The sequence below is a fragment of the Mesorhizobium sp. ES1-6 genome (genome assembly GCF_020164775.1).
Lineage (GTDB): Bacteria > Pseudomonadota > Alphaproteobacteria > Rhizobiales > Rhizobiaceae > Mesorhizobium.
Genome location: NZ_JAIUGU010000014.1, coordinates 116,769 through 135,949, shown reverse-complemented (window position 1 = coordinate 135,949; position 19,181 = coordinate 116,769). Strand labels below are relative to the sequence as shown.

Here is a 19,181-nt window from a genome sequence, read left to right as displayed (position 1 = left end):
CCCCGGCTCTATATGCCCGATCATGGGGCTGGCAGGGAGGCATAGCGTGGCCAATCGTCGAAACGGCACGGCGTCTCCGGACGCTCTTACGGCGATCGCGCCCCACCCGCGAACGGCATTGCCCAATGTGGCGACCATCGTCACGACGGTGGCGGCGCTGTATTTCGGGCGCGAGGTGTTCCTGCCGATCGCGATCGCCCTGCTGCTGACCTTCGCGCTGGCGCCGCTGGTGTCGGCGCTCAAGCGGGTCGGCGTCCCCCGGCTTGCCGCCGTCATCGCCAGCGTGGTCGGCGCTTTCGCCGCACTTGGCCTGTTCAGCTTCATTGTCGCCACGCAGGTCAGCGAACTGGCGCAGAACATTCCGGTCTACCAGACCAACATTCTCACCAAGATCCGCTCGCTCAAGGAAACCGGCGTCGGGGGAGGGATCCTTGCCAGGCTGGGCGGCGTGGTCGAGCGCGTCGGGCAGGAGATCAACCGGCAGGACGCCACGCTGCCGGCCGCCGCTCCGGACAAGCCGCCGCGCGAGCCGGTGCCTGTCGAGATCGTCTCGCGCGAACGGCCGCTCGAAGTCCTGCAGAACATAATCGGGCCGCTGATCAGTCCGCTCGGATCCGCCGGTCTGATCATCGTCGTCGTCATCTTCATGCTGCTGGAGCGAGAGGATTTGCGCGACCGCTTCATCAGGCTTGTCGGCTACGGCGATCTTCACCGCACCACCGAGGCGCTGCAGGATGCCGGTAAACGGGTGGGCCGCTACCTGCTCATGCAACTGGTCGTCAACATCCTCTACGCCATACCGATAGCGATCGGGCTGTGGATCCTCGGCATTCCAAACGCCTTGCTGTGGGGATTGCTCGCGCTGGCGCTGCGTTTCGTTCCTTACATCGGGCCCGCCATCGGCATGCTGCTGCCGCTGTTCCTGGCGCTGGCCGTGGCGCCTGGCTGGTCGCTCGTGCTGTGGACAGCCGCCCTGTTCGTGGTGATGGAACTGATAACCGGCAACGTCGTCGAGCCCTGGCTCTACGGCTCGCGAACGGGGCTGTCATCCCTGGCGATCATCGTCGCGGCCATCTTCTGGACGTGGCTGTGGGGTCCGCTCGGCCTGGTCCTGTCGACGCCGCTCACCGTTTGCCTGGTGGTGCTGGGCAGACACGTGCCGCAGTTTGAATTCCTCGACGTGCTGTTCGGCAACCAGCCCGTGCTGGAACCGCATGCGCGCCTTTACCAGCGGCTCCTAGCCGGTGATCCGGACGAAGCCACCGACCATGCCGAGGAGATGCTGGAGGAGAAATATCTGGTCGACTTCTATGACAAGGTGGCCATTCCGGCGCTCCTGCTGGGCGAGCGGGATCGCGCGCGCGGCGTCATGGGCGATCAGCAGAGGCGGCAACTGGCGGCGAGTGCCCAGGCGCTGGTGGCAAATCTCGACGACAGTGCGCGGGAGGAAGCGGACGAGGAGGACGGCACGCTCGCGGCCGCGGAGGCGGACGACCAGGGTGACGCCGCCGGGGAGGAGGAGCCCGATCTGCCCGATGGCACCGGCCTATCGGTGCTTTGCGCCGGCGGGCGCGGCGAACTTGACGATGCCGCCGCGGCAATGCTGGCGCAGGTCGTGGAAGTCCAGGGCGCGACGGTGTTGAAGGCAGGCTTTGCCGATATGGAACCGGCCGGTATCCGCCGCCTCGAACTCGACGCGGTGGACACCGTCGTGGTCGGCTTCCTGAACCTTGATTCCATCAAGCACGCGCGGTTCCTGGTTCGCCGGCTGAAGCGTATGAAGGCAGCGCTGCGCGTGGGAATCGTGTTCTGGTCGGAGACCGGCAGCGAGGACAAGGCCGCGGCCGTCAAGCTGGCCCAGGACATCAACGCGGATTTCGTGGCGCATGGCATGGTGGATGCCGTGACGGGGGCGCTGTCGACCGAGCCGCCGGTCGCCCTCAAGCTCGTCGCCAAGCGCCGCATGCGACGCCAGCGGGCCACCCCCAGAAAGGCCCCGGCCGCCGCCGCGAGCTAAGGTGCTGTTGATATTCGGTGATGTCGGCCCGTCGTTTTCCCGGGCGTCACATATTCGAAGCGACATCGCGGGAAAAGGGCGGCCTTGGCTTGTGTGCCGGCCGGATCTTTGCGGGTTGGCGAGCAACGCGGGAAACAGGTTTGACCGGATTGCCGGCGACCGGCGTTCGCGTCTTGCGGCGCTGGAGCCAGTTGGAGGACAATTCGGCGAGTAGACTGCGCAAGGCTTTCACAACATCCTCCTCAATCGGGTGCCGCGATAATCTCCGAAGGCCATGCTTGTTCCACGGGCCGCGCGGCCGTGGCCGTCCGCGGACGTTTGGCTATTGCATCGAGGCTGATCGATGAAGATTGAGCGGGACGATAGGGCTGTCCTCGCCATTGTCGGCGAGCCTGTTTCCGCTCGAAACCAAGCCAAAAGTGTCGAATTCGATCGCCGCGCCAAGCCGTTGAGCAGCCTGCAGCACCAGGTATTCAACATCCTCGAGGGCGACGTTCTCGGCCAGGTTTCTCACCCTGACCTGTTCCGCCACCGCGCTGATGTTGACGATGCCTGCCGTCTTGAAGGCCCTCTGAACCGCCGAATAGACGTCGTCGAGCATCCGCGAAGAGTAATCGTACCGCATTGAAGCCTCCCGTGGAGGGTTTCCATTGATAGCGCAGCATGCGCCCGGCGCGGGCGTATGACAAGCAAAATATCAAATTGTTTGAATGAAATCAGTTAGTTAGTATAGGTGTGCAAGTGGGGAGCCTGCGTCTAATCCACATCATGGGTTGGATGCGTCAACCCCCTACTGGCCGGCCTTGACGCAATATGCGCCAAACCCTATTTGTTAGTTGAGCGAGGTAAATACTAATTCCCCCCATCCTTGGCTCTAGCAAGGAAGCCCACATGGCTGAGCTGGAACGTCCGGAGCGGTTGCAGATCATGCTCACCGCCGACGAATTGACGGCGTTGGAAAACTGGCGCTTCGATAAGCGGATGCCGAGCCGTTCCGCCGCCGTCAGGGAATTGTTGCGCCGTGGCCTGGCCTCGGAGGGCTTCCTGGCAGCGGAGCAAGGCATCAAGTCGCAGGAGTTCGGCGTGATTGCCCCAACCGGCAATGCGGGGACGTCCGACGGCGGGACGGCCGACTGACGCTTTTACCTATGTCCCCGCATGCTTGGGTCTCCCAGGCACTTGCCTTGATTCTTTTGCACGCTAGCTAGGTGATCATGAAGGACTTGCTGGTGCCGGCCGCCGACAATGAAGAGCAGGGGCGGTTGAGCGCGAGCGCCGATGCCCGGTTGGGCGCTATCGTCGATTCCTCATTCGACGCCATCATCAGCAAGGATCTGAACAGCGTCATAAAGACGTGGAACCTGGCGGCTGAACGCATGTTCGGCTACAGCGCCGAGGAAGCGGTCGGTCAGTCCATCCTCATGCTCATTCCCGATCATCTCAAGAGCGAGGAGACCGAGATCATCGCCAAGGTCCGCAGCGGCGACCGCGTGGCGAGCTACGAGACGGTGCGAAGGCGCAAGGACGGCACCCTGATTTCCGTCTCGCTGACGGTCTCGCCGATCAGGAACGCCCATGGCGAGATCATCGGCGCCTCCAAGATCGCCCGCGACATCTCCGCCGCCAAGGAGAGCGAGCGCCGGATCAGGCTGCTGATGCGCGAGGTCAACCATCGCGTCAAGAACCAGTTCGCCGTCATCCTGTCGATGGTCAGGGAGACCAGCAAGCGTTCGAACGATCCTAGGGAATTCGAGGAACTCATCCGCGCCCGCATCATGGCGCTGTCGCGCTCGCATGATCTGCTGGTCACCACGGAATGGGCGGGGGCGAGCCTGTTCGACCTGATCCAGGAACATCTCAAGCCCTTTGGCCGCGAGGAGCAGATCCTGCTCTCCGGGCCGGTGCTGACGCTGCAGTCGAACGCGGTGCAGAATCTCGGCATGGCCTTCCACGAACTTGGCACGAACTCCTCCAAATATGGCGCGCTCGGCAGCGATAGCGGGCGGGTGGAGATCACCTGGACCATCGGCTCGGCGCGCGAATTTCAGTTGATCTGGAAGGAGACATCGACGCCGCATCCCGACGACAGGCGCGACGAGACCACGCGCAAGGGGTTCGGCACCGTCGTGCTGCAACGCGTGACGCCGCAGTCGCTGGGCGGCTCGGCCACGCTGGAACGGTCGCCCGGCCATCTTGAATGGCGGCTGAGCGCGCCCTTGGCATCCATTATCGTGCCGCAGACCGGCAGCGAGGCCGACGACGTTTCGCCGGGTTTCGGCATACAGAAAACGACTGGGGCGTAAGCCTCCTGGGTCGACCGAAACAGCACCTAGAGGATGTTGGTCGTCACCTCGACGATGATCGCGGCACCTTCCAGTCCACCGTTGGGGACATGCACGACGCGCGAGACCCGCAGGTCCTGGGGGCTTCCGTCGACCGACAGCGAAACACTTTCGCCAATGCGCGGCACCGCCTGGAAGGTGACGTTGGTGGCGTCCGGCCGGTTGTCGATGGATATGCGGCAGTTGACGGTCATGGAATGTCTCCTGTGTCTGGCGGTGCCCCGGTCGTCAACGCGGGGTCGCCGAAATGGTTTCAGGAGGCGAGTCACGCCGGGGAGCCAGCCGACGTCCAGCCGGCTCGCCAAGCGGCGGAGCGTCTAGTCCCTGGCTCTCTGAACGAAATAGGTGGTGGTGGCCGCGTCGCTGCCCACTCCACGCGTGACTTGAACCACGGCATATCCTTCAGGCGGGATCGATCCGGTCGCCGTCCGGTCGACCTGCTTGCATCGGCCGACCATTTCGCCGTTCGGCCACGGTGCCAATCTGGCCTGGAGGGCCGCCTGACATTTCTCGATCGAGGCATAGACGACCGGGCGCGAATCCATGGGCCGACACTGGAATGCGTTGCATGAAAGCATGACCATTACCGCCGCGGTTGCCGGATCCATGGAATTCTCCTGTGGGCCGACAGTTAACGTTCAACAGGCCGCAAGGTTTCAAGACTGCACCATCCCTCGCAATACTCGGCTGCGCTTCCTTCAAAGGCATTCGACGGCCGCGATCGAGCTGCTTGGTCCGATCAGTGAAGCAGCCCCAATCGTTTGGTCTGATCGTTGAGAAGCTCTGGCCGTGCGGGAATAGCCAGGGCGAGATCAGACAGCGCCACTTACGCTTACCCTGGGCCGGGCCCGGTCACCGTGCCTTTGGCAGACAAAATGCTGGAAACGTCAAAGGCCGAACGAGGAGATAGTCCAAGGGTTTTGGTAGCCAAGGCGCGGCTTGGCATTCGTACCGTCGGTCTGGGTCGATGTTGCTGTTCCGGTGGCAGTGCAGTCCAATTTCGCGGCCACTGCCGCCTTGATCGACAGGCCAGCACATCCGTTCGCGGCGGCCACGGTCGCCTTCTTTTCATGCGTCGAGGCGACACTCGAACTGGCGAGGACAAGCGCAAGGCAAATGAAAATCATCTTCATTAGAAACCTCTATTTTAGATTTACCTAAAATAGAGGTTAACGCAGCGTTACCTGGCCGTCAATTGCGATCGAGGTCCAAGGCGGAAGCCACCTTCCGCCCGGCAGGATTACACGGTTCGCTCGCAGCTGCTTGGTTCCCGCTCATGGGCTCGAACCACGATTCACGCCTTCAAAGGGCGCTGTCCTACCATTAGACGAAGCGGGAAAGCCGGCACCTTATGGCGCCCAGGCAGCTTGCGGTCAATTCGGGAAATTGTTGACCGGCTCTTCGCAGCGATAGACCGGGCAGTCGCCGTCGCGGGACGGGATGTAGGCCGACATCGGCACTTCGGGCCAGTCGCACTCATTGCCGAACTGCCTGACATAGCGGTCATAGGTGTTGGGGCCGGTGGTCAGGACCACGGCGCGACGGCCCTGGATCATGGCGTGGATCTCGGCGCAGCCCATGGCGCGGCTGTCTGGCCGGGCGTCGGCCAGAGCGGTCGTCGCCAGCACGGTGCTCACGGTCATCAGCATGGTCAGGGCACGAGCGGACATGACGGTTCTCTTCGATTGCGCACGCGGCGGTCCGGATTCTTCCTGAAATGGCCGCTTGCATTGTGGCACACAACCCTTTTGAAGTCCGTTGGTTCCGCGACGCCGGCGGAGCGCAACCAAATCGGGCGTCGCGCATTGCTGGGCATGGATGGTAGGAAGCCTTACGAAACACCACAATGGTGGCCCGGCAATGAGGGCCGCGAAGCGATGTGCTGTTCGTTCTGCGGCGGCCGCGACCACCACTTCGAGGCGTGTCCGCAAAGACCCGATCCTTTCCGGCCCGATCAACCCGACGGCGAGGCTACGCCGCGCACGTCCGGCCGCTGAGCGGCGGTGCTAGCCGGCACCGGCCTCGCCGAAGAAATCGATCAGCGCGCCAGCCGTTTGCCCCGGCGCTTCCTCGGGGAAGAAATGGCCGCCCGCCATAGCGCGGCCACGCACGTCGTCGGCCCAGCTTCGCCATAGCGCCAGCGGTCCGCCTTCATCGGCATACCATTCGGCGAGCGCGCCTTGCCCGCTCCACAGTGCCAGCACCGGGCAGGCGATGCGCCGGCCGGCGGTCTTGTCGGCTTGGTCGTGCGCGCGGTCGAGCGTTGCCGCCGCCCGGTATTCCTCACAGATCGCGTGGATATGGGCGGGGTCGCGCAAGGCATCGACATAGGCCTGGCGGATGGCGGCTGGGAAGACATCGGGCGCTGAACCCCAGCCGCCCAGCGCATTGTCGACGATGGCTTCGGCCGCGCTCGCCAGGATCGTTTCCGGCAAGGGTTCGGGCTGCGCCAGCAGCGACCACGGCCAGTAGCCAAGGGCCAGCCGGGCGTCGGCCCGGTCCCAGGCGTCCGCCGTCGGCACGATGTCGAGCACGGCGAGTTTCGCGACGCGGCCGGGGTGGTCGAGCGCCATGCGGTAGGCGACACGGCCGCCCCGGTCATGGCCGGCGACCATGAAGCTGGTGAAGCCGAGCCTGGCCATCATCGCCACCATGTCGGAGGCCATGGCCCGCTTGGCATAGGGCGCATGATCGGCGCTCGATGGCGGACAGGTGCTGCGGCCATAGCCGCGCAGGTCGGCGCATAGGACAGTGAAACGATCGGCGAGCACCGGCGCGATATCGCGCCACATCAGGTGGGTTTGCGGAAAGCCATGCAGCAATAGCACCGGGGGTCCATCACCGGCGCGGCGCACGAAGATGCCAGTATCGCCGAGATCGATGTCGATAGGCTGGAAATGCTCGAACATGGCTGGCCTCCGGCACGGGCAACGGCTGGAGAACGGGGTTGGTTGCAGTTCTTTTGCGCAAGCGCCGGCCTTCGCGCCGGCCCACGGCGATCCTGGGGAACCACGGGTCCACCGCCTACGTTGGAAAGTCTCTCATCGTCAAAGGGACATCATGGAACAGCTCGTCGAGGAATTCGGCCATCCCACCTACACCTCGTTTCCGGTCGTCGCGGCGCGGCTGTTGCTGGCGACGCTTTACGGGGCGGTCATCGGCTTCGAGCGCGAATGGCGCAATCGGCCGGCCGGGCTGCGCACGCATATCCTGATCTGCGTCGCCGCCGCCACCTTCGGCATACTGACGGTCGAGATCATCCATGCGCCGATGTTCGCGCAGGATTCCGTCAAGGTCGATCCGATCCGCGTCGTCGAGGCGGTGACGGCGGGCGTTGCCTTCCTCGCCGCCGGCTCGATCCTGTTTTCGCGCGGCGAGGTTCATGGGCTGACGACCGGCGCCGGGATGTGGCTGGCGGGCGCGATCGGCGTCGCCTGCGGCCTTGGCCTGTGGCAGGTGGCCGGGTTCGCCACGCTGATCGTGCTTGTCGTGGCGGGGCTTCTGCACCGGCTCGAACCCAGGGCCGGCCTTGCGGGGGAGGACGAGAAGAAAGCCGCTCCGGCCGCCGCGGCCCGGCCCCGCGAGTAAGCCTCTCGACAAACCCAGGCCAGATCCATCGCCAACCTTTTGGGCTCACGGGCGTTGTCCCCGTGAAGGGAAGGCCGCCGCGGGCGGCTTCAACGAAGGAGGCCGAGATGAACCCTCTCGCCATTGCATCATGCGCCGCGATGCTGGCCCTGGCTGTGCCGGCGGCGGCACAGACGGGTCAGCAGGCGCCGAACCAGCAGGCCGACAAGTGCCGGGCACAAACCGATCAGGGCGCCAAGCAGCCGTCCGGCGGCGGCGACCTCAGCGAAAAGCTCAGCGATTGCGGCGGCGTGCTGAAGCCGCCGGCCACCGGCGACCAGGGCATGGCCGCGCCGGCCCCCGACGAAGGCAAGACGCCGGTCATCAAGCCGGGCGAAGTGCCGGCTCAGCCGCCCAAGCAATAGAGACGGTCAGGCGACATTGTCGCTGCGTCAGCGGAACCTCGAAGATCAGGAAACGTTTCTGCCGACGAACTGGATCTGAAAGGATGGGGCCGTGAAAGATATTGCCAATACCGCGACGTTGCTTGCCTCTATTGCCATCGTGATCGTCCTGATGCTGATGGCACCGAGGAATTTTGGCTTCGAGGCCTCGCATCCGATCGTGGACAGCGATCTGCCCACGCAATGATCGAAGCGGCGTCACGACGAAAAGCAGGCGAGTTTCGCCTGCTTTTCGTTTGGTATGGCTGACAGCTGTTAGCGCACCAGCAGGCCGGCGTGATCGCAGAGCGCGGTGAAGGCCTCCTGCGCCTGGGCCGCGCCTTCATTGTTTTGCAGCGCCGCCTCGACCTTTTCGCGCGCGGTCTGGTAGAAAGGGCCACGCTTGGCCTGCGGCCAGTCGATCAGGATTTCGCTGGCGTCCTGAAGCGTGGCCACCTCACGGATCGTGTCCGAGCCATGCGGCTTGACCCGCAGCGGTGTCGACAGCATCAGATCGCCCATGTCGTGTCCCGCTACTGGAGGATGCGCGCTTCGCGCGCGGCGTCGATCATCGCCCGCATCGCCTTTTCCGCCGGCGTCCAGCCATCCAGCGCATCGCGGCAGGAGCGCAGGGCCGCGCGGTATTGCCGGCCATGGCCAGCGGGCCAGTCGCCAAGGCATTCCAGCCCCTCCCAGGCGCTGCGCACCACGCGCTCCCGCTCGGGGGCGAATTTCAGGCGGATCGGTCGGGGAAACATCTTGTCGTTCACGGTCGTCTCCAAGAATCATGCATGTCGAGATGGTGACATGCACAGAGGAAGCGCCTGACAACGTGGCCCACAGGGCAGGGTTCCCAGCCGGCGAGATCAATTTTCAATCTTGTTTTCAGTCGTGCGCGACGGCGTCGGACAGCGGTCTTGGCGTGGCCGGATCGGTGCCTTCGGCCCGCGGCCGATCATGCTCGAACTGTTCGGCAGCGGGCAAGGCATGGAGCCAGGTTTCGCGCCGTCCGACCCACAATTCATAGCGCGGCGTCAGATCCGTCGGTGCGATGTCGAGGCTGCCGAGCATAACCTCGACCTCGTCCTCGCCGACCCAGGCGACGCGGCTGCCGCAGGTCGGGCAAAAGCTGCGCGTGCCGTAGCTGGCGACCTCGCCCGTCGTCTCGAAGACATCGCGCGGCCAGATGGCAAAGGCCGAATAGACCGAACCGCCCGCCTTGCGGCAGTCCTTGCAATGGCAGAGACCGACCCGCGACGGCTGGCCGGTGACGACGAAATGCACGCCGCCGCACAGGCAGCTGCCGGTCCTGCGTGTTGTCTCGGACATGGTCGAGGCCCTCCGTTCGCCAGTTCGGCTCCGCCATTGCCATGGCGTCACCAGTTTGGCATGCCGCGGGCCGGGCGGGACAGGTGCTCGTCTGCCATTTCGTTGGCCAGGATGAGAAACCGGGAAAAAGACATCCTGTTCACCGTACCGCCGGGCCCGGTTGACGCGGCCCGCAGCATCACCCTTCAACGCCCATCCCAGCGAAATGGTTGCCGCGCGGCCCGTCTACCCGCGCGCGGCCATGTGGTTGTCGAGCTTCTTGCGCGACGGGCCGTAGCGCTTGATGATGGTCTGCGCCTCGCTTTGCGGAATGCCGTATTTGCGCGCGAAGGCGGCGACCTCGTAGGTCTCCTCGCTCGAGACCAGCTTGCGGTCCTGTTTGGTCTTGGATTTGTCGTCGGGCATATCGGGCCTCTCTTTCAGCCGCATGGTCGCGTGCCTGTCCGGCACGCGATGCCGCGATCAGACATAACAACGATCGACGCTGCTGGTTCCATGGCATGCCCCGACAGGCCCGACAAGGCCGGCCGCCGATCAGGCCGACGGCTGGACCGGCTCGGCGCTATCGGTGTCGCCGCATTCGGCGCAAGGCGCGCTGGCGCCGGGACAGCCACGGTGATGCGTGCCCGCAGGGCAGCAAAGCCCGTTGGAACTTGTCCAGCGCGGGCATTGGAAAACCTGCCCGGTGCCGCCGCAACCGCTGCATTCCAGTACCGGTGACCGGACGAGATAGGATCTCGTCCCCAACCTGACGCTTGCGCCCATTCCTGCCTACCCATCACCAGACACAGCTGTGCATTAGCCCCGGCTAACAATACCACGCCTGAGGTTACCGACAAGTTTCGCGATCATGAGGATTTCTAAAGGTGGTTGCCGGGAAAGCGCGATCTCCCGGACCAGCTCCAGTTGCGGCGCGCCGACGGTCAAGGCCTTGGCCATGTCTTGTCCCAGCTTCGAGCGATGGGAAAGAATTTTCGCCCGACATGTCGGATCGGCGCTGGGCGGCGCGTCCTTGGGGCAGATGAAGCTGGAGAACAAGCATGACGTCGCAAATCGCACAATCGCCGTGGCACACCGCGGCCCTTCTCATTGCCCGCCTGATCTTCGCCGGCGTGTTCCTGATGGCGGTAACCTTCAAGTTCATGGGCATGGAGGCCACGGCCGGCTATATCGCGGCCGCCGGCTTTCCGTTTCCGCTTTTCCTCGCCTGGTGCGCGGCGATCCTGGAAATCGCGCTGGTGCTGTGTTTGCTGAGCGGCGCCTTCTTCTCGCAGGCCGCCCTGGTCGCGGCCGCCTATGTGCTGTTCCTGGCCCTTGCCTTCCACGGCCCCAGCCACTGGGCCGGCAACCAGGCCGAGTTCGGCTTCTTCATCGACCATTTTTCCTTCATTGCCGGATTGCTGTTCGCCGCCGTGCACGGGCCGGGAAAGATACTGGCGCTGAACCTGGGATGGCCGGGCAGGGCGTAAGGAGCCCGCCCGGGGCAGGGCTTGAGGAGCCCGCCCGGGGCAGGGCTTGAGCCGCCCGCCCGGGGCAGGGCGTAAGCCGCCCGCCCGGGGTAGCGTCTCACATCTGGTCGTTGTAGGGCTCCTTCATCTGGCCGACCATGCGGGCCAGCTTCGAGAAGGACGGCATGTCGGCTTCCGGCTGGCACTGGTTGGCGAGTTCCAGCAGCCGGATCGGAAAATTGACGGCGTCGCGGTTCGACGCCGACATGCCATCCGATCGCTCCTCACCGGTTTCCGAGGCCTCGGCCTTGCGCAGCGCAATGTCGATCTCTTCCGATGTCAGCACGCCCTTTTTGACTAGGACGTGGTTGATCGAGGCGACGGCCATCAGCAGGCCTTCGAGTTGCAGGTTGGCGACGTTCATGGATTGCTCCCTCGGTTGATCGCAGTGGAAACGCGTCAGCGGCGTTTCCGATCCCAGGAGGCCATTCGGCCGACCGCGCCTATTCCTGCGTCAGGCGCTCGCCATATTCGCGCCATAGCGCCCTGACCTCCGGGCCGCCTAGGCGCGGGATCGATGGATCGCCGCAGTCTATGGCCGCGGCGCTGATGTCGTAATTGGGGTAGGCGCTGGCGACGAAGCGGATCGCCTCGCCAAGCGAGTGCACACGGATGACGGGGTCCGCCTGGCCCTGGCCAGTGCTGCGCACACCGGAAATCGTGGCCGGAGCATGCCGCATCCTGAAGACGGATGCCATGGCTGGTCTGTCCATCGTCCTCTCCAAAAGGCCGTGCGACGGGAATCATTCCATGAGCTGCCGCCGATGATTTCACAGGAGCAGGCTCCTGAAAAGCCGGATGATTGTGGAGGGCGGGGATGGTGCTCCTTGGCGAAATGTGAATTTTTTCCTATAAGATCGTTGACTGGGTGAGGGCAACGATGCTATAAATCCATCCATGGTGCTGATTTGCGCCACCAACCCGCCGCCAGGCGGGTTTTTGTTTTTGGCGCCATCCCTGTGGGGCGTCATTGGTTGTTGCCAATCTTGAATGCTGGCGGGACAGCGCCCCCCTCTGGCCTGCCGGCCATCTCCCCCTCTTGGGGGGAGATTTGCAGCTTTGGCGCTCCGCCACTCCAGCAGACGTTGGAAATTGGCGAAAGCCGGCGAGTGCTTAATCTCCCCCCAAGAGGGGGAGATGTCCAGCGGGACAGAGGGGGGCGCCGTAGAGCGCTGCCGCCGCGAGACGCGAGAAATCCCATGCCCCGCTATGCCACCATCATCACCGGCGATGACGGCCGCGAGATCGTCAGCGCCGTCGGCGAATTCGAGGGCGCGGCGCCGGTCGCGCGCCTTGGGCGCGTCGAGCTGGTCGCGCCCGCCGTGCTGATCGGCATGGTGCGGGACGAGGCGGGCTGCTTCAGCTTTCCGCAGGCTGGTATCGGCGGACAGCTCATAGGCCTCGCCATGGCCCGGCTCAAGGCTGCCAGGCCTGTTGCTGTGGCAAAGCCCATACGGGCCGCGACGCCGAAGCGCGGCGGGAAGGCCAGGAAGAAATCCGCCCGCTCGAAAAAGCCGGCCAGGCGTGCCAGGCAGGCAGCGCCGAAGGCCGCCGGTGATGTCAATGCCGGTGATACCAATGCCGGGGCGCGGAGCCATGACTGACGAAACCGGGCCGGCGCGCCGCAAGGCAAGGCCGCCGAGGCGCAAAGCCGCCGCCACCCCCGCGCCGCCGCGCAAACCCCGCGCGCGGACGAAGAAGACACTGGGTGACGATTTCCTCGCCGCCGTCCGCGCCGACTTTCGCGTGCATGGCGCCGGCGTGCTGGCCGAGGTGCGGGCCGACAAGCCGGACCAGTATCTGAAGATCGTGCTTTCGGTGCTGCCCAAGGACATCGATGCCGCCATCAACCAACTGGACACGCTTTCGGACATTTTGTTCGAGGCGATCGTGCGGAAATTCAGGTCCGTCCCGGAGGACTGAAGCCGGGCCTTGCCCTGTTTCGTGAACCGGCACTTGACGGCTCGATCGCACCAAAGCCCGCCCTGGCTCACGCCGGGGTGGGCTTTTTTCGTTTTCGGGCCGCTCATGGTTTTCACGCAAACGAGGCCCTGTTCCCCATCAGGCCAGGATGTTGACGGCGCGGGCCGCGACCAGCGCGATCGTCAGCAGCGAGATCATCGCCTCCGCCATCATCAAAAGCTTGGCGCGCCGGGAAAGCGGCAAGGTGTCGGTCGGTGAAAATGCCGTCGCGTTGGTGAAGGCGAGGAAGAAATAGTCGACGAAGCCAGGCAGCCAGTCGCGGATCTCACGGTCGTTCAAGGTCATTTGTGGAAACAGGAAATCGGAATGAGCGCGGTTGACGAGGCCGCAGGTCGGCGGCCCGCCGCGGTCGGTGCTCCAGAACCACAAGGCAAAGACGATGACATTGGTGACCCAGATGTTGAGCGCGTCGATCAGCAGCGTCTGGCCGCTGGAGCCGGCATGGCCCGCCAGCAATGCGCGCACGAGGAACACCAGCGAACCGCAATTCATGACGCTGACGACGCCGGTCATCACCAGGGCCGTCCTGCGGATCATGACGCGAAACCGGCCGACCAGGTACCAGTGCTCCTCCTCGACCGCTTTCTGGGTGGCGACCTGCGTCCAGGCGGTGGCCACGGACAGCGGCACGAGCAGGGCGGCCTCCAGCGCCGGCGCCAGCCAGCGGGGGCCGAACGAGAGATCGTTGATCACCAGAAGCTGCAGGCAGATGATGACGAGGACCGCCGCGCGCGCCAGCCAGAAGTCGAGCGCGCGGTGATGAATGATGGCATGCTGGTGACGCATTGATGTCCGGATGTCGAGGCTGGATCAGCCGTGCGGGCTATTCTGCCCGGGAAGGGCGGCGAGGCGCCGAATTTCCCGCTCAATCTTGGTGTTGCAATGGCCGGCAAGTATACTTTTTTGTAAGCTTTGACGTTGGGGCTGTTCGGCAAACCGGGTGGTGTGGTTTAAGCGCCGCATGACGGGAATTGACGACTCCATGGATGGTTGGGCGCCGGCAGGATTGCCCGCCGTGGGTCTGGATTCGGCGTCGGTCTGGTCCGCCCTGTTTCGTCGCCCCTGGCATGTGTTGGCGCTTTTGTGCCTGGTGCAGACCCTGTGCTGGACCGTGGTGCCGGCACTCATCGATCCCGCGCCGCCCGGCGATGTCGTGGAAGGCTTCATGTGGGGCCGCGAATGGGTGCTTTTGACCTACAAGCACCCGCAGCTCCCCGGCTGGCTGCTCGAGGCCAGCCATCTCCTGACCGGATCGTTCCGCTGGCCTCAGTATATGCTGGCGCAACTGATGATCTCGGCCACTTTCGTCCTGGTCTATCTGCTGGCCCGCGATATGCTCGGGCAGCGCCGCGCGCTGGCCGCCGTGCTTTTGATGCCGTCGGTCTATTTCTTCGGCTGGCCGACGCCGCAATTCAATCACGACTATGCGCAGATGCCGTTCTGGGCGGCGATCTGCTGGCTGCTGTGGCGCGCCGGCCGCGGCGGTGGGCCGGGCTGGTGGCTGGCGCTCGGACTGGTGTCCGGCGCCGGGCTCTACGCCAAGTTCTCCACCGGCCTGCTGCTTGCCTTCGGCGCTCTCTGGCTGCTGTACGATCCACGTGCGCGCAGCCGGCTGGCGACACCCTGGCCGTGGCTCGGCCTGGCGGTTTTTCTCGCCGTCGCCGCGCCGCTGGCCGTTGCACTCTACCGTATGGATTTCCTGCCCTTCACCTATTTCGCCGGCCGCGACGCATGGGTGAGCGAACACCGTGCGCGGCTCTACTATATCGGGGTCCAGCTGGCCGGGCTTTCCGGCTTTCTCCTGGTCCTGGCGCTATCGGGGCTGTTGCGGCGCTCACCTGTCCCGCAAGCGCCCGTCGAGCGCCGCATGCTCGTCTATCTCTGCTGGATGGGGCTTGGGCCGGCGGCGCTGATCATGGTCGCCTCGTTGTTCACCGGCACCGGCGAGGCCTGGGGAGCGCCGATGTACAATCTCGTCGGCGTCGTCGCGCTCGCCTTTCTCGGTCACCGGCTCGGCGCCGTCGAGATGCAAAGGTTGGCGATCTGCGCCTTGATCTGCATCGGGACCATGTCGGGCGCTTATGCCGCCATCCGCTGGACGGACTGCAATGTGCGCGGGCGGATGGACGCCGTCTGCTGGCCAGCGCGGCCGATTTCGGACGAGGCCGAGGCAATCTGGCACGCGGCGGCGCCGGGCCGGCTCGACATCGTCGGTGGCGACACCAATCTTGCCATGCTGGCGGGCCTCAACGCCTATGACAAGCCGTCTATCTTCACCGATCTCGATATGCGATTCGCGCCCTGGATCACGAGGCAGCGGCTGCGCGACCATGGCATGCTGATGGTTTGGCCGGGTCGCAACGTGCCGTCACTGCTGCGGCCATGGCTGGACAACATCCCGGTCAAGACCGTTCTCTTCAACTGGTCGCGCGAGGCGCCGCCGGTGGCGATCAGCTTTGCGGCCATTCCGCCCGGTATCCAATATCTGCCGGTCGCCGCCAGCAGTCGGACCAGGCATCCGCGCGTCTGAGCGGCGTCACGCAATCCCGTTGCCTACGCGGCGTCTTTCACGGGCCCAACCGAATGGCCATTCTTCCGACTGGACGAAGCAGGCGACAATGCCCATTTATGGGCTGTCCAAATTGTTGCCGCGCAATTCCCCAGGGGAAAGCTGCTATACTTTCTCCGGAATTGCCTTTGAGGAGACGTTACATGGCGACTTCCAGTGAACGCGCAGTGCTTGCCGGCGGCTGCTTCTGGGGCATGCAGGATCTGATCCGGCGCATGCCGGGCGTCCTCGCCACGCGTGTCGGCTACAGTGGCGGCGACGTGCCGAACGCCACCTATCGCAATCATGGCACGCATGCCGAAGCCATCGAGATCAGCTTCGATCCGGCAAAAATCAGCTTCCGCCAGCTTTTGGAATTCTTCTTCCAGATCCACGATCCGACGACGCGCAACCGCCAAGGCAACGATGTCGGGATGAGCTATCGCTCGGCGATCTACTACACAAGCGAGGAGCAGAAGCGCGTGGCGGAGGACACCATCGCCGATGTCGATGCTTCCGGCCTGTGGCCCGGCAAGGTTGTCACCGAGCTCGCACCGGTCGGAGCGTTCTGGGAGGCCGAGCCCGAGCATCAGGACTATCTGGAGAAATATCCCAACGGCTACACCTGCCATTTCGTCAGGCCGGGCTGGAAGCTGCCGGTTCGTGAAAAAGCCGTTTCGTAAGTTCACGTGTCGATTTTTGGCGGCGGCTGATATAAACGCCCGCCAATTGCCATAAGACCATGGGGATAGCGGCGTTGACCACTGCCCAGTGGTTGACAGCTCGCTGCGTTGCTGACCAACTGTGCGGGTTGATTTGATTTTCAGGGGGTGAGCATGCGGAAGATCTACGAAAAGCCCGTGCTGGTGAAGCGGGAAAGACTCTCCAGTGTCGCCGCGGCCGGGCCGCTCTCTCCCAAGCCGGGCTGACCGACTGGCCTTTTGGTCCTGCCAGGACGGGTGCGTGAGGGCGCGTGGCGGCAAGCGATGTCTTGCTTCGTCAGGCGCCTGACAGATGATGTCTTCCCAGCCTGAGGCCCGTGTCGGCCAACTCAATGCCGTTTTCATAATGGACGTTACTGCCTACACCGGGCCGCTGCTGTCCGGTTGGATCGAGGCGGGCAACCGTATCGGCGCAATCATCGTGCCTGGTTTTCAGCGCAGAGGCTTGAGCATCGGCAATTTTCGGCGCAGGCTGAAGCGCTGGTCTCTCCTCAGGCGCTATCTTGGCAACACGCCGGTCAAGGTGATCGAATTCGGCCGGCCTTACGAGTGGAACGAGCTCGCCCGGCAATTGCCCGGCATCGCCGCGGATGTGCTGATCTGCTACGCTTTCCCGACCTTGATCCCACAGCAGGTGCTCGACCTCTTTCCCAAGGGTGGGCTCAATTTTCATCCGGCGCTGCTACCCAATTACCGGGGTCCGCATCCTCTCCATCGCCTGGTCGCGGACGGCCAGCATGCCGTCCATGGCGGGGTGACATTGCACAAGATGACCGCCAATTTTGACGACGGCGACATCCTCGGGCAGGTGCCGTTCTCCGAAGCGGACTGGGCATCGCGGCGCGATATGGTCCACAGCGTGGCGACCGCGATGCGCGGGTTGGTGCGCGAGGTGGCGCCAGCCTATTGCAGGGGTCTGGTGTCTGGGCTGCCTCAGCCAGCCGGTGATTTCGTCTGGGCGCGACTAGAGCGGCACCACACGATGATCTCATCCGACATGTTGATCGAGCACGTTGCCCGGCTGTGGCATGTCCTGGGTGCCAATCCCGGTATCTATATGGATGTCGCCGGCCGCAGGGTCAGGCTGGCCTTCGAGGTCAATCGACTTGGCCCGCCAACTGGAAAGGGCCCGGTAAGGCGATGGGGCAGGATCGAGTTCGATCTCGCCGATGGCCGGGTCCGGTACCTCATCCATGGTCGCCTGCTCAAGCGGCTGATGAAAATGCACGCGGTGTTCGCGCGCTCGCAAGCTGGAAACCCACGGCCTGATATAAGGGTCTTTGGCGCGGTGGATAGCCAATCGCCGCGCGAGGTGTCGCCGGACGGCCCCTAGACCAAATGCACATGAAAACCGCGGACCTGCGTCCGCGGTTTTCATGCCGCGATCGAAAACTACTTGCCGCAGTTGTTGTCGTTCACGGTCGGGGCGGTGGCGTTGCCATTGGCATCCATCTGCGCGCCCTGGGGATTGGTCGGGCAATTCCGGTCCGCATTGGAATTCATGTCGCCTGGCGTGGTGGTCGTGCTGTTGGTTGCGCCCGAATCGATCGTATTGGGCGAGGCCGGCGTGCTTGGGTCCACCGTGACCGACTTGCCGCTGCCGCTGGACCCATCCGCGCCGGCCGCGCTGTTGCTTTGCGCCATGGCGGATGTTGCCAGGGCAATGGTGAAGGCCGAAGCCGTGAGGATTTTCATGAACATGGTCTGTCTCCATTTCTGTAAACTGGTCGCCTGGATCGGTGCCCGGTTCCGCCGAAACGATGAACCGCCGATCTCTCTGGTTTGACGCAAATCCCGACGGAAAACCGCTTCACACTTTTCCTGGAATCGCGTCCGGCGACTGTTGGGACAACCTCTCGGCGCGGTGAAGGTTCCAGACAAATTCCGCGCCGCAATGCCCGACCGCCTTCGCGCTGGCGCAATGCTTTTGGCGCGACCTGCCGAAAAACCGCTTCCCCAACCGATCGAATGGTGCTTTAACGCGGCCATCCACAGGGGTGCTCCGTACGGTCGGGGCTGAGACGGGGGCGGCAAGCCCACAGACCCTAGAAGCTGATCTGGGTAATACCAGCGGAGCGAGGCGGGCGATGTTTTCAGGCGCACAGGTTTCCCTATATCCCATGGCCGACGATTTCGTCGGCGTCATCCTGGGTGCGCTCGGCGCGCTCGATCCATGGCGCGACAGGCTCAGGATCGAGACCGACGACATCTCGACCTTGCTGGTGGGCCCTCCCGAGGTGTTGTTCCCGGCGCTGCGCGATCTTTTCGTGGCCGCCTCCCGCAGCGGCAAACATTGCGTGCTGTCGGCCACCATTTCGCGTGGCTGCCCGGGTGAGCCGGACGATCCGATCTGCCGTTCCGACGCGACAGGCGGACCTGCCGGGCCACTTGGTCCGCGCAAGCAAGCCGCCATCACCGCCGTGCGCGGCGCGCCCGCCACTGGCCAGCGGGCGGCGGCGCAGTTCTCTCTCTATGTGATGGGCACGGACGACCACATGGACGAGATCTATGGCTGTATCGATTTCCTGAAGCAGTCCGGCGTCTACGATCGCTCCAAGAATTTCTGCACCAAGCTGCGCGGCGATGCCGGCGCGATCTTCTCGGCACTCGATGAAGCTTTCTGCCGCTTCGGGCCAGGCGCAGGCCACGTAACCCTCGACGTCACGGTCTCGGCCAACAGTCCCACCGCTGTCTGATCCGCTCGCGCTGGTGCGCGACGGCC

At 64.3% G+C, this 19,181-nt stretch carries 29 protein-coding genes, 1 tRNA gene and 1 riboswitch; of the genes, 14 read left to right on the top strand and 16 right to left on the bottom strand.

The window, feature by feature from the left end; translation table 11 throughout:
* The first annotated feature begins 22 nt into the window (after window positions 1-22).
* Entirely contained in the window at window positions 23-2,017 is a 1,995-nt protein-coding gene (locus tag LB564_RS27060) for an AI-2E family transporter (protein ID WP_411910230.1), read from the top strand.
* A gap of 322 nt (window positions 2,018-2,339) precedes the next feature.
* Here LB564_RS27060 and LB564_RS27055 read toward each other — a convergent pair whose 3' ends face one another.
* Window positions 2,340-2,642 (bottom strand): hypothetical protein, encoded by a 303-nt coding sequence (locus tag LB564_RS27055; protein WP_140702142.1) that lies wholly within the window; start codon window positions 2,640-2,642, stop codon window positions 2,340-2,342.
* Window positions 2,643-2,908: 266 nt separating this feature from the next.
* Here LB564_RS27055 and LB564_RS27050 point away from each other — a divergent pair, with 266 nt between their 5' ends.
* Together LB564_RS27050 and LB564_RS27045 are read left to right on the top strand one after the other, a co-directional pair.
* Window positions 2,909-3,154, top strand: a complete 246-nt coding sequence (locus LB564_RS27050) for a hypothetical protein (protein ID WP_140702140.1) — start codon at window positions 2,909-2,911, stop codon at window positions 3,152-3,154.
* Window positions 3,155-3,231: 77 nt separating this feature from the next.
* Entirely contained in the window at window positions 3,232-4,320 is a 1,089-nt protein-coding gene (locus LB564_RS27045) for a sensor histidine kinase (protein WP_224542267.1), read from the top strand.
* Between the two features lie 26 nt (window positions 4,321-4,346).
* On the opposite strand, the gene LB564_RS27040 is transcribed toward LB564_RS27045, so the two are convergent.
* The 6 genes from LB564_RS27040 to LB564_RS27015 form a co-directional block, all read right to left on the bottom strand.
* Complete coding sequence (locus LB564_RS27040) at window positions 4,347-4,553, bottom strand: hypothetical protein (protein ID WP_140702136.1); 207 nt, start codon at window positions 4,551-4,553, stop codon at window positions 4,347-4,349.
* A 123-nt stretch (window positions 4,554-4,676) separates the two neighbouring features.
* Window positions 4,677-4,967, bottom strand: a complete 291-nt coding sequence (locus LB564_RS27035; RefSeq protein WP_224542266.1) for a hypothetical protein — start codon at window positions 4,965-4,967, stop codon at window positions 4,677-4,679.
* Between the two features lie 279 nt (window positions 4,968-5,246).
* Window positions 5,247-5,492, bottom strand: coding sequence for a hypothetical protein (locus LB564_RS27030; RefSeq protein WP_224542265.1), 246 nt, complete (start codon window positions 5,490-5,492; stop codon window positions 5,247-5,249).
* A 131-nt stretch (window positions 5,493-5,623) separates the two neighbouring features.
* Window positions 5,624-5,697: transfer RNA gene (locus tag LB564_RS27025), tRNA-Gln, on the bottom strand.
* Between the two features lie 35 nt (window positions 5,698-5,732).
* Window positions 5,733-6,029 carry a hypothetical protein gene (locus tag LB564_RS27020; protein ID WP_224542264.1) on the bottom strand — a complete coding sequence of 99 codons (297 nt, stop codon included), beginning with the start codon at window positions 6,027-6,029 and terminating at the stop codon, window positions 5,733-5,735.
* A gap of 336 nt (window positions 6,030-6,365) precedes the next feature.
* On the bottom strand, window positions 6,366-7,268 hold the full coding sequence (locus tag LB564_RS27015; RefSeq protein WP_224542263.1) for an alpha/beta fold hydrolase: 903 nt from the start codon (window positions 7,266-7,268) through the stop codon (window positions 6,366-6,368).
* Window positions 7,269-7,419: 151 nt separating this feature from the next.
* On the opposite strand from LB564_RS27015, the gene LB564_RS27010 reads away from it, so the two are divergent.
* The 3 genes from LB564_RS27010 (at window position 7,420) to LB564_RS31575 (ending at window position 8,577) form a co-directional block, all read left to right on the top strand.
* Window positions 7,420-7,947: an MgtC/SapB family protein gene (locus tag LB564_RS27010; RefSeq protein ID WP_224542262.1), complete on the top strand. Its 528-nt coding sequence runs from the start codon at window positions 7,420-7,422 to the stop codon at window positions 7,945-7,947.
* Between the two features lie 107 nt (window positions 7,948-8,054).
* Window positions 8,055-8,351 carry a hypothetical protein gene (locus tag LB564_RS27005; RefSeq protein WP_224542260.1) on the top strand — a complete coding sequence of 99 codons (297 nt, stop codon included), beginning with the start codon at window positions 8,055-8,057 and terminating at the stop codon, window positions 8,349-8,351.
* Window positions 8,352-8,442: 91 nt separating this feature from the next.
* Complete coding sequence (locus tag LB564_RS31575) at window positions 8,443-8,577, top strand: hypothetical protein (protein ID WP_263491679.1); 135 nt, start codon at window positions 8,443-8,445, stop codon at window positions 8,575-8,577.
* Between the two features lie 68 nt (window positions 8,578-8,645).
* On the opposite strand, the gene LB564_RS27000 is transcribed toward LB564_RS31575, so the two are convergent.
* From LB564_RS27000 to LB564_RS26980, 5 genes are all read right to left on the bottom strand, one after another.
* Window positions 8,646-8,891: a DUF982 domain-containing protein gene (locus LB564_RS27000; protein WP_140702124.1), complete on the bottom strand. Its 246-nt coding sequence runs from the start codon at window positions 8,889-8,891 to the stop codon at window positions 8,646-8,648.
* Between the two features lie 11 nt (window positions 8,892-8,902).
* Complete coding sequence (locus tag LB564_RS26995; RefSeq protein WP_140702122.1) at window positions 8,903-9,139, bottom strand: DUF982 domain-containing protein; 237 nt, start codon at window positions 9,137-9,139, stop codon at window positions 8,903-8,905.
* A gap of 115 nt (window positions 9,140-9,254) precedes the next feature.
* A complete protein-coding gene (locus tag LB564_RS26990; RefSeq protein ID WP_224542259.1) occupies window positions 9,255-9,698 on the bottom strand; it encodes a GFA family protein in 444 nt (147 codons plus the stop codon).
* Between the two features lie 225 nt (window positions 9,699-9,923).
* Window positions 9,924-10,103, bottom strand: coding sequence for a DUF3606 domain-containing protein (locus LB564_RS26985; protein WP_015317039.1), 180 nt, complete (start codon window positions 10,101-10,103; stop codon window positions 9,924-9,926).
* Window positions 10,104-10,496: 393 nt separating this feature from the next.
* Window positions 10,497-10,736 carry a hypothetical protein gene (locus LB564_RS26980; protein WP_140702118.1) on the bottom strand — a complete coding sequence of 80 codons (240 nt, stop codon included), beginning with the start codon at window positions 10,734-10,736 and terminating at the stop codon, window positions 10,497-10,499.
* 2 nt (window positions 10,737-10,738) lie between these two features.
* On the opposite strand from LB564_RS26980, the gene LB564_RS26975 reads away from it, so the two are divergent.
* Window positions 10,739-11,167 carry a DoxX family protein gene (locus tag LB564_RS26975; RefSeq protein ID WP_224542257.1) on the top strand — a complete coding sequence of 143 codons (429 nt, stop codon included), beginning with the start codon at window positions 10,739-10,741 and terminating at the stop codon, window positions 11,165-11,167.
* A gap of 97 nt (window positions 11,168-11,264) precedes the next feature.
* On the opposite strand, the gene LB564_RS26970 is transcribed toward LB564_RS26975, so the two are convergent.
* On the bottom strand, window positions 11,265-11,570 hold the full coding sequence (locus LB564_RS26970; protein WP_015317041.1) for a hypothetical protein: 306 nt from the start codon (window positions 11,568-11,570) through the stop codon (window positions 11,265-11,267).
* A gap of 79 nt (window positions 11,571-11,649) precedes the next feature.
* On the bottom strand, window positions 11,650-11,919 hold the full coding sequence (locus LB564_RS26965) for a hypothetical protein (RefSeq protein ID WP_140702114.1): 270 nt from the start codon (window positions 11,917-11,919) through the stop codon (window positions 11,650-11,652).
* A gap of 486 nt (window positions 11,920-12,405) precedes the next feature.
* Between LB564_RS26965 and LB564_RS26960 the strand changes: the two genes are divergently transcribed.
* Together LB564_RS26960 and LB564_RS26955 are read left to right on the top strand one after the other, a co-directional pair.
* On the top strand, window positions 12,406-12,810 hold the full coding sequence (locus LB564_RS26960) for a hypothetical protein (protein ID WP_224542256.1): 405 nt from the start codon (window positions 12,406-12,408) through the stop codon (window positions 12,808-12,810).
* Window positions 12,803-13,129: a hypothetical protein gene (locus LB564_RS26955; protein WP_224542254.1), complete on the top strand. Its 327-nt coding sequence runs from the start codon at window positions 12,803-12,805 to the stop codon at window positions 13,127-13,129. Before LB564_RS26960 ends, LB564_RS26955 begins: the two co-directional genes overlap by 8 nt.
* Before the next feature lie 138 nt (window positions 13,130-13,267).
* Here LB564_RS26955 and LB564_RS26950 read toward each other — a convergent pair whose 3' ends face one another.
* Window positions 13,268-13,975: a hypothetical protein gene (locus LB564_RS26950; RefSeq protein WP_224542252.1), complete on the bottom strand. Its 708-nt coding sequence runs from the start codon at window positions 13,973-13,975 to the stop codon at window positions 13,268-13,270.
* Between the two features lie 229 nt (window positions 13,976-14,204).
* On the opposite strand from LB564_RS26950, the gene LB564_RS26945 reads away from it, so the two are divergent.
* The 4 genes from LB564_RS26945 to LB564_RS26930 all read left to right on the top strand — a co-directional run bounded on the left by LB564_RS26945 (window position 14,205) and on the right by LB564_RS26930 (window position 17,792).
* Window positions 14,205-15,719 carry a glycosyltransferase family 39 protein gene (locus LB564_RS26945; protein WP_224542251.1) on the top strand — a complete coding sequence of 505 codons (1,515 nt, stop codon included), beginning with the start codon at window positions 14,205-14,207 and terminating at the stop codon, window positions 15,717-15,719.
* Between the two features lie 182 nt (window positions 15,720-15,901).
* Entirely contained in the window at window positions 15,902-16,420 is a 519-nt protein-coding gene (gene msrA, locus LB564_RS26940; RefSeq protein ID WP_224542249.1) for a peptide-methionine (S)-S-oxide reductase MsrA, read from the top strand.
* Between the two features lie 153 nt (window positions 16,421-16,573).
* A complete protein-coding gene (locus tag LB564_RS26935; RefSeq protein ID WP_140732131.1) occupies window positions 16,574-16,666 on the top strand; it encodes a putative RiPP precursor in 93 nt (30 codons plus the stop codon).
* A 139-nt stretch (window positions 16,667-16,805) separates the two neighbouring features.
* Window positions 16,806-17,792 carry a formyltransferase family protein gene (locus LB564_RS26930; RefSeq protein WP_224542247.1) on the top strand — a complete coding sequence of 329 codons (987 nt, stop codon included), beginning with the start codon at window positions 16,806-16,808 and terminating at the stop codon, window positions 17,790-17,792.
* A gap of 59 nt (window positions 17,793-17,851) precedes the next feature.
* Here LB564_RS26930 and LB564_RS26925 read toward each other — a convergent pair whose 3' ends face one another.
* Entirely contained in the window at window positions 17,852-18,448 is a 597-nt protein-coding gene (locus tag LB564_RS26925) for a hypothetical protein (RefSeq protein ID WP_224542246.1), read from the bottom strand.
* A riboswitch (TPP riboswitch) is annotated at window positions 18,443-18,556 on the top strand. (Overlaps the previous gene by 6 nt.)
* Here LB564_RS26925 and LB564_RS26920 point away from each other — a divergent pair.
* Window positions 18,547-19,155, top strand: a complete 609-nt coding sequence (locus tag LB564_RS26920) for a Ykof family thiamine-binding protein (protein ID WP_224542245.1) — start codon at window positions 18,547-18,549, stop codon at window positions 19,153-19,155. Its footprint overlaps the riboswitch before it by 10 nt.
* Window positions 19,156-19,181 lie beyond the last annotated feature (26 nt).

Coding starts and splice junctions, on each gene's coding strand:
- LB564_RS27060 (WP_411910230.1), top strand. CDS start 23: ATGGGGCTGGCAGGGAGGCATAGCGTGGCCAATCGTCGAAACGGCACG.
- LB564_RS27055 (WP_140702142.1), bottom strand. CDS start 2,642: ATGCGGTACGATTACTCTTCGCGGATGCTCGACGACGTCTATTCGGCG.
- LB564_RS27050 (WP_140702140.1), top strand. CDS start 2,909: ATGGCTGAGCTGGAACGTCCGGAGCGGTTGCAGATCATGCTCACCGCC.
- LB564_RS27045 (WP_224542267.1), top strand. CDS start 3,232: ATGAAGGACTTGCTGGTGCCGGCCGCCGACAATGAAGAGCAGGGGCGG.
- LB564_RS27040 (WP_140702136.1), bottom strand. CDS start 4,553: ATGACCGTCAACTGCCGCATATCCATCGACAACCGGCCGGACGCCACC.
- LB564_RS27035 (WP_224542266.1), bottom strand. CDS start 4,967: ATGGATCCGGCAACCGCGGCGGTAATGGTCATGCTTTCATGCAACGCA.
- LB564_RS27030 (WP_224542265.1), bottom strand. CDS start 5,492: ATGAAGATGATTTTCATTTGCCTTGCGCTTGTCCTCGCCAGTTCGAGT.
- LB564_RS27020 (WP_224542264.1), bottom strand. CDS start 6,029: ATGTCCGCTCGTGCCCTGACCATGCTGATGACCGTGAGCACCGTGCTG.
- LB564_RS27015 (WP_224542263.1), bottom strand. CDS start 7,268: ATGTTCGAGCATTTCCAGCCTATCGACATCGATCTCGGCGATACTGGC.
- LB564_RS27010 (WP_224542262.1), top strand. CDS start 7,420: ATGGAACAGCTCGTCGAGGAATTCGGCCATCCCACCTACACCTCGTTT.
- LB564_RS27005 (WP_224542260.1), top strand. CDS start 8,055: ATGAACCCTCTCGCCATTGCATCATGCGCCGCGATGCTGGCCCTGGCT.
- LB564_RS27000 (WP_140702124.1), bottom strand. CDS start 8,891: ATGGGCGATCTGATGCTGTCGACACCGCTGCGGGTCAAGCCGCATGGC.
- LB564_RS26990 (WP_224542259.1), bottom strand. CDS start 9,698: ATGTCCGAGACAACACGCAGGACCGGCAGCTGCCTGTGCGGCGGCGTG.
- LB564_RS26985 (WP_015317039.1), bottom strand. CDS start 10,103: ATGCCCGACGACAAATCCAAGACCAAACAGGACCGCAAGCTGGTCTCG.
- LB564_RS26975 (WP_224542257.1), top strand. CDS start 10,739: ATGACGTCGCAAATCGCACAATCGCCGTGGCACACCGCGGCCCTTCTC.
- LB564_RS26970 (WP_015317041.1), bottom strand. CDS start 11,570: ATGAACGTCGCCAACCTGCAACTCGAAGGCCTGCTGATGGCCGTCGCC.
- LB564_RS26965 (WP_140702114.1), bottom strand. CDS start 11,919: ATGGACAGACCAGCCATGGCATCCGTCTTCAGGATGCGGCATGCTCCG.
- LB564_RS26960 (WP_224542256.1), top strand. CDS start 12,406: ATGCCCCGCTATGCCACCATCATCACCGGCGATGACGGCCGCGAGATC.
- LB564_RS26955 (WP_224542254.1), top strand. CDS start 12,803: ATGACTGACGAAACCGGGCCGGCGCGCCGCAAGGCAAGGCCGCCGAGG.
- LB564_RS26950 (WP_224542252.1), bottom strand. CDS start 13,975: ATGCGTCACCAGCATGCCATCATTCATCACCGCGCGCTCGACTTCTGG.
- msrA (WP_224542249.1), top strand. CDS start 15,902: ATGGCGACTTCCAGTGAACGCGCAGTGCTTGCCGGCGGCTGCTTCTGG.
- LB564_RS26935 (WP_140732131.1), top strand. CDS start 16,574: ATGCGGAAGATCTACGAAAAGCCCGTGCTGGTGAAGCGGGAAAGACTC.
- LB564_RS26930 (WP_224542247.1), top strand. CDS start 16,806: ATGGACGTTACTGCCTACACCGGGCCGCTGCTGTCCGGTTGGATCGAG.
- LB564_RS26925 (WP_224542246.1), bottom strand. CDS start 18,448: ATGGCCGCGTTAAAGCACCATTCGATCGGTTGGGGAAGCGGTTTTTCG.
- LB564_RS26920 (WP_224542245.1), top strand. CDS start 18,547: ATGTTTTCAGGCGCACAGGTTTCCCTATATCCCATGGCCGACGATTTC.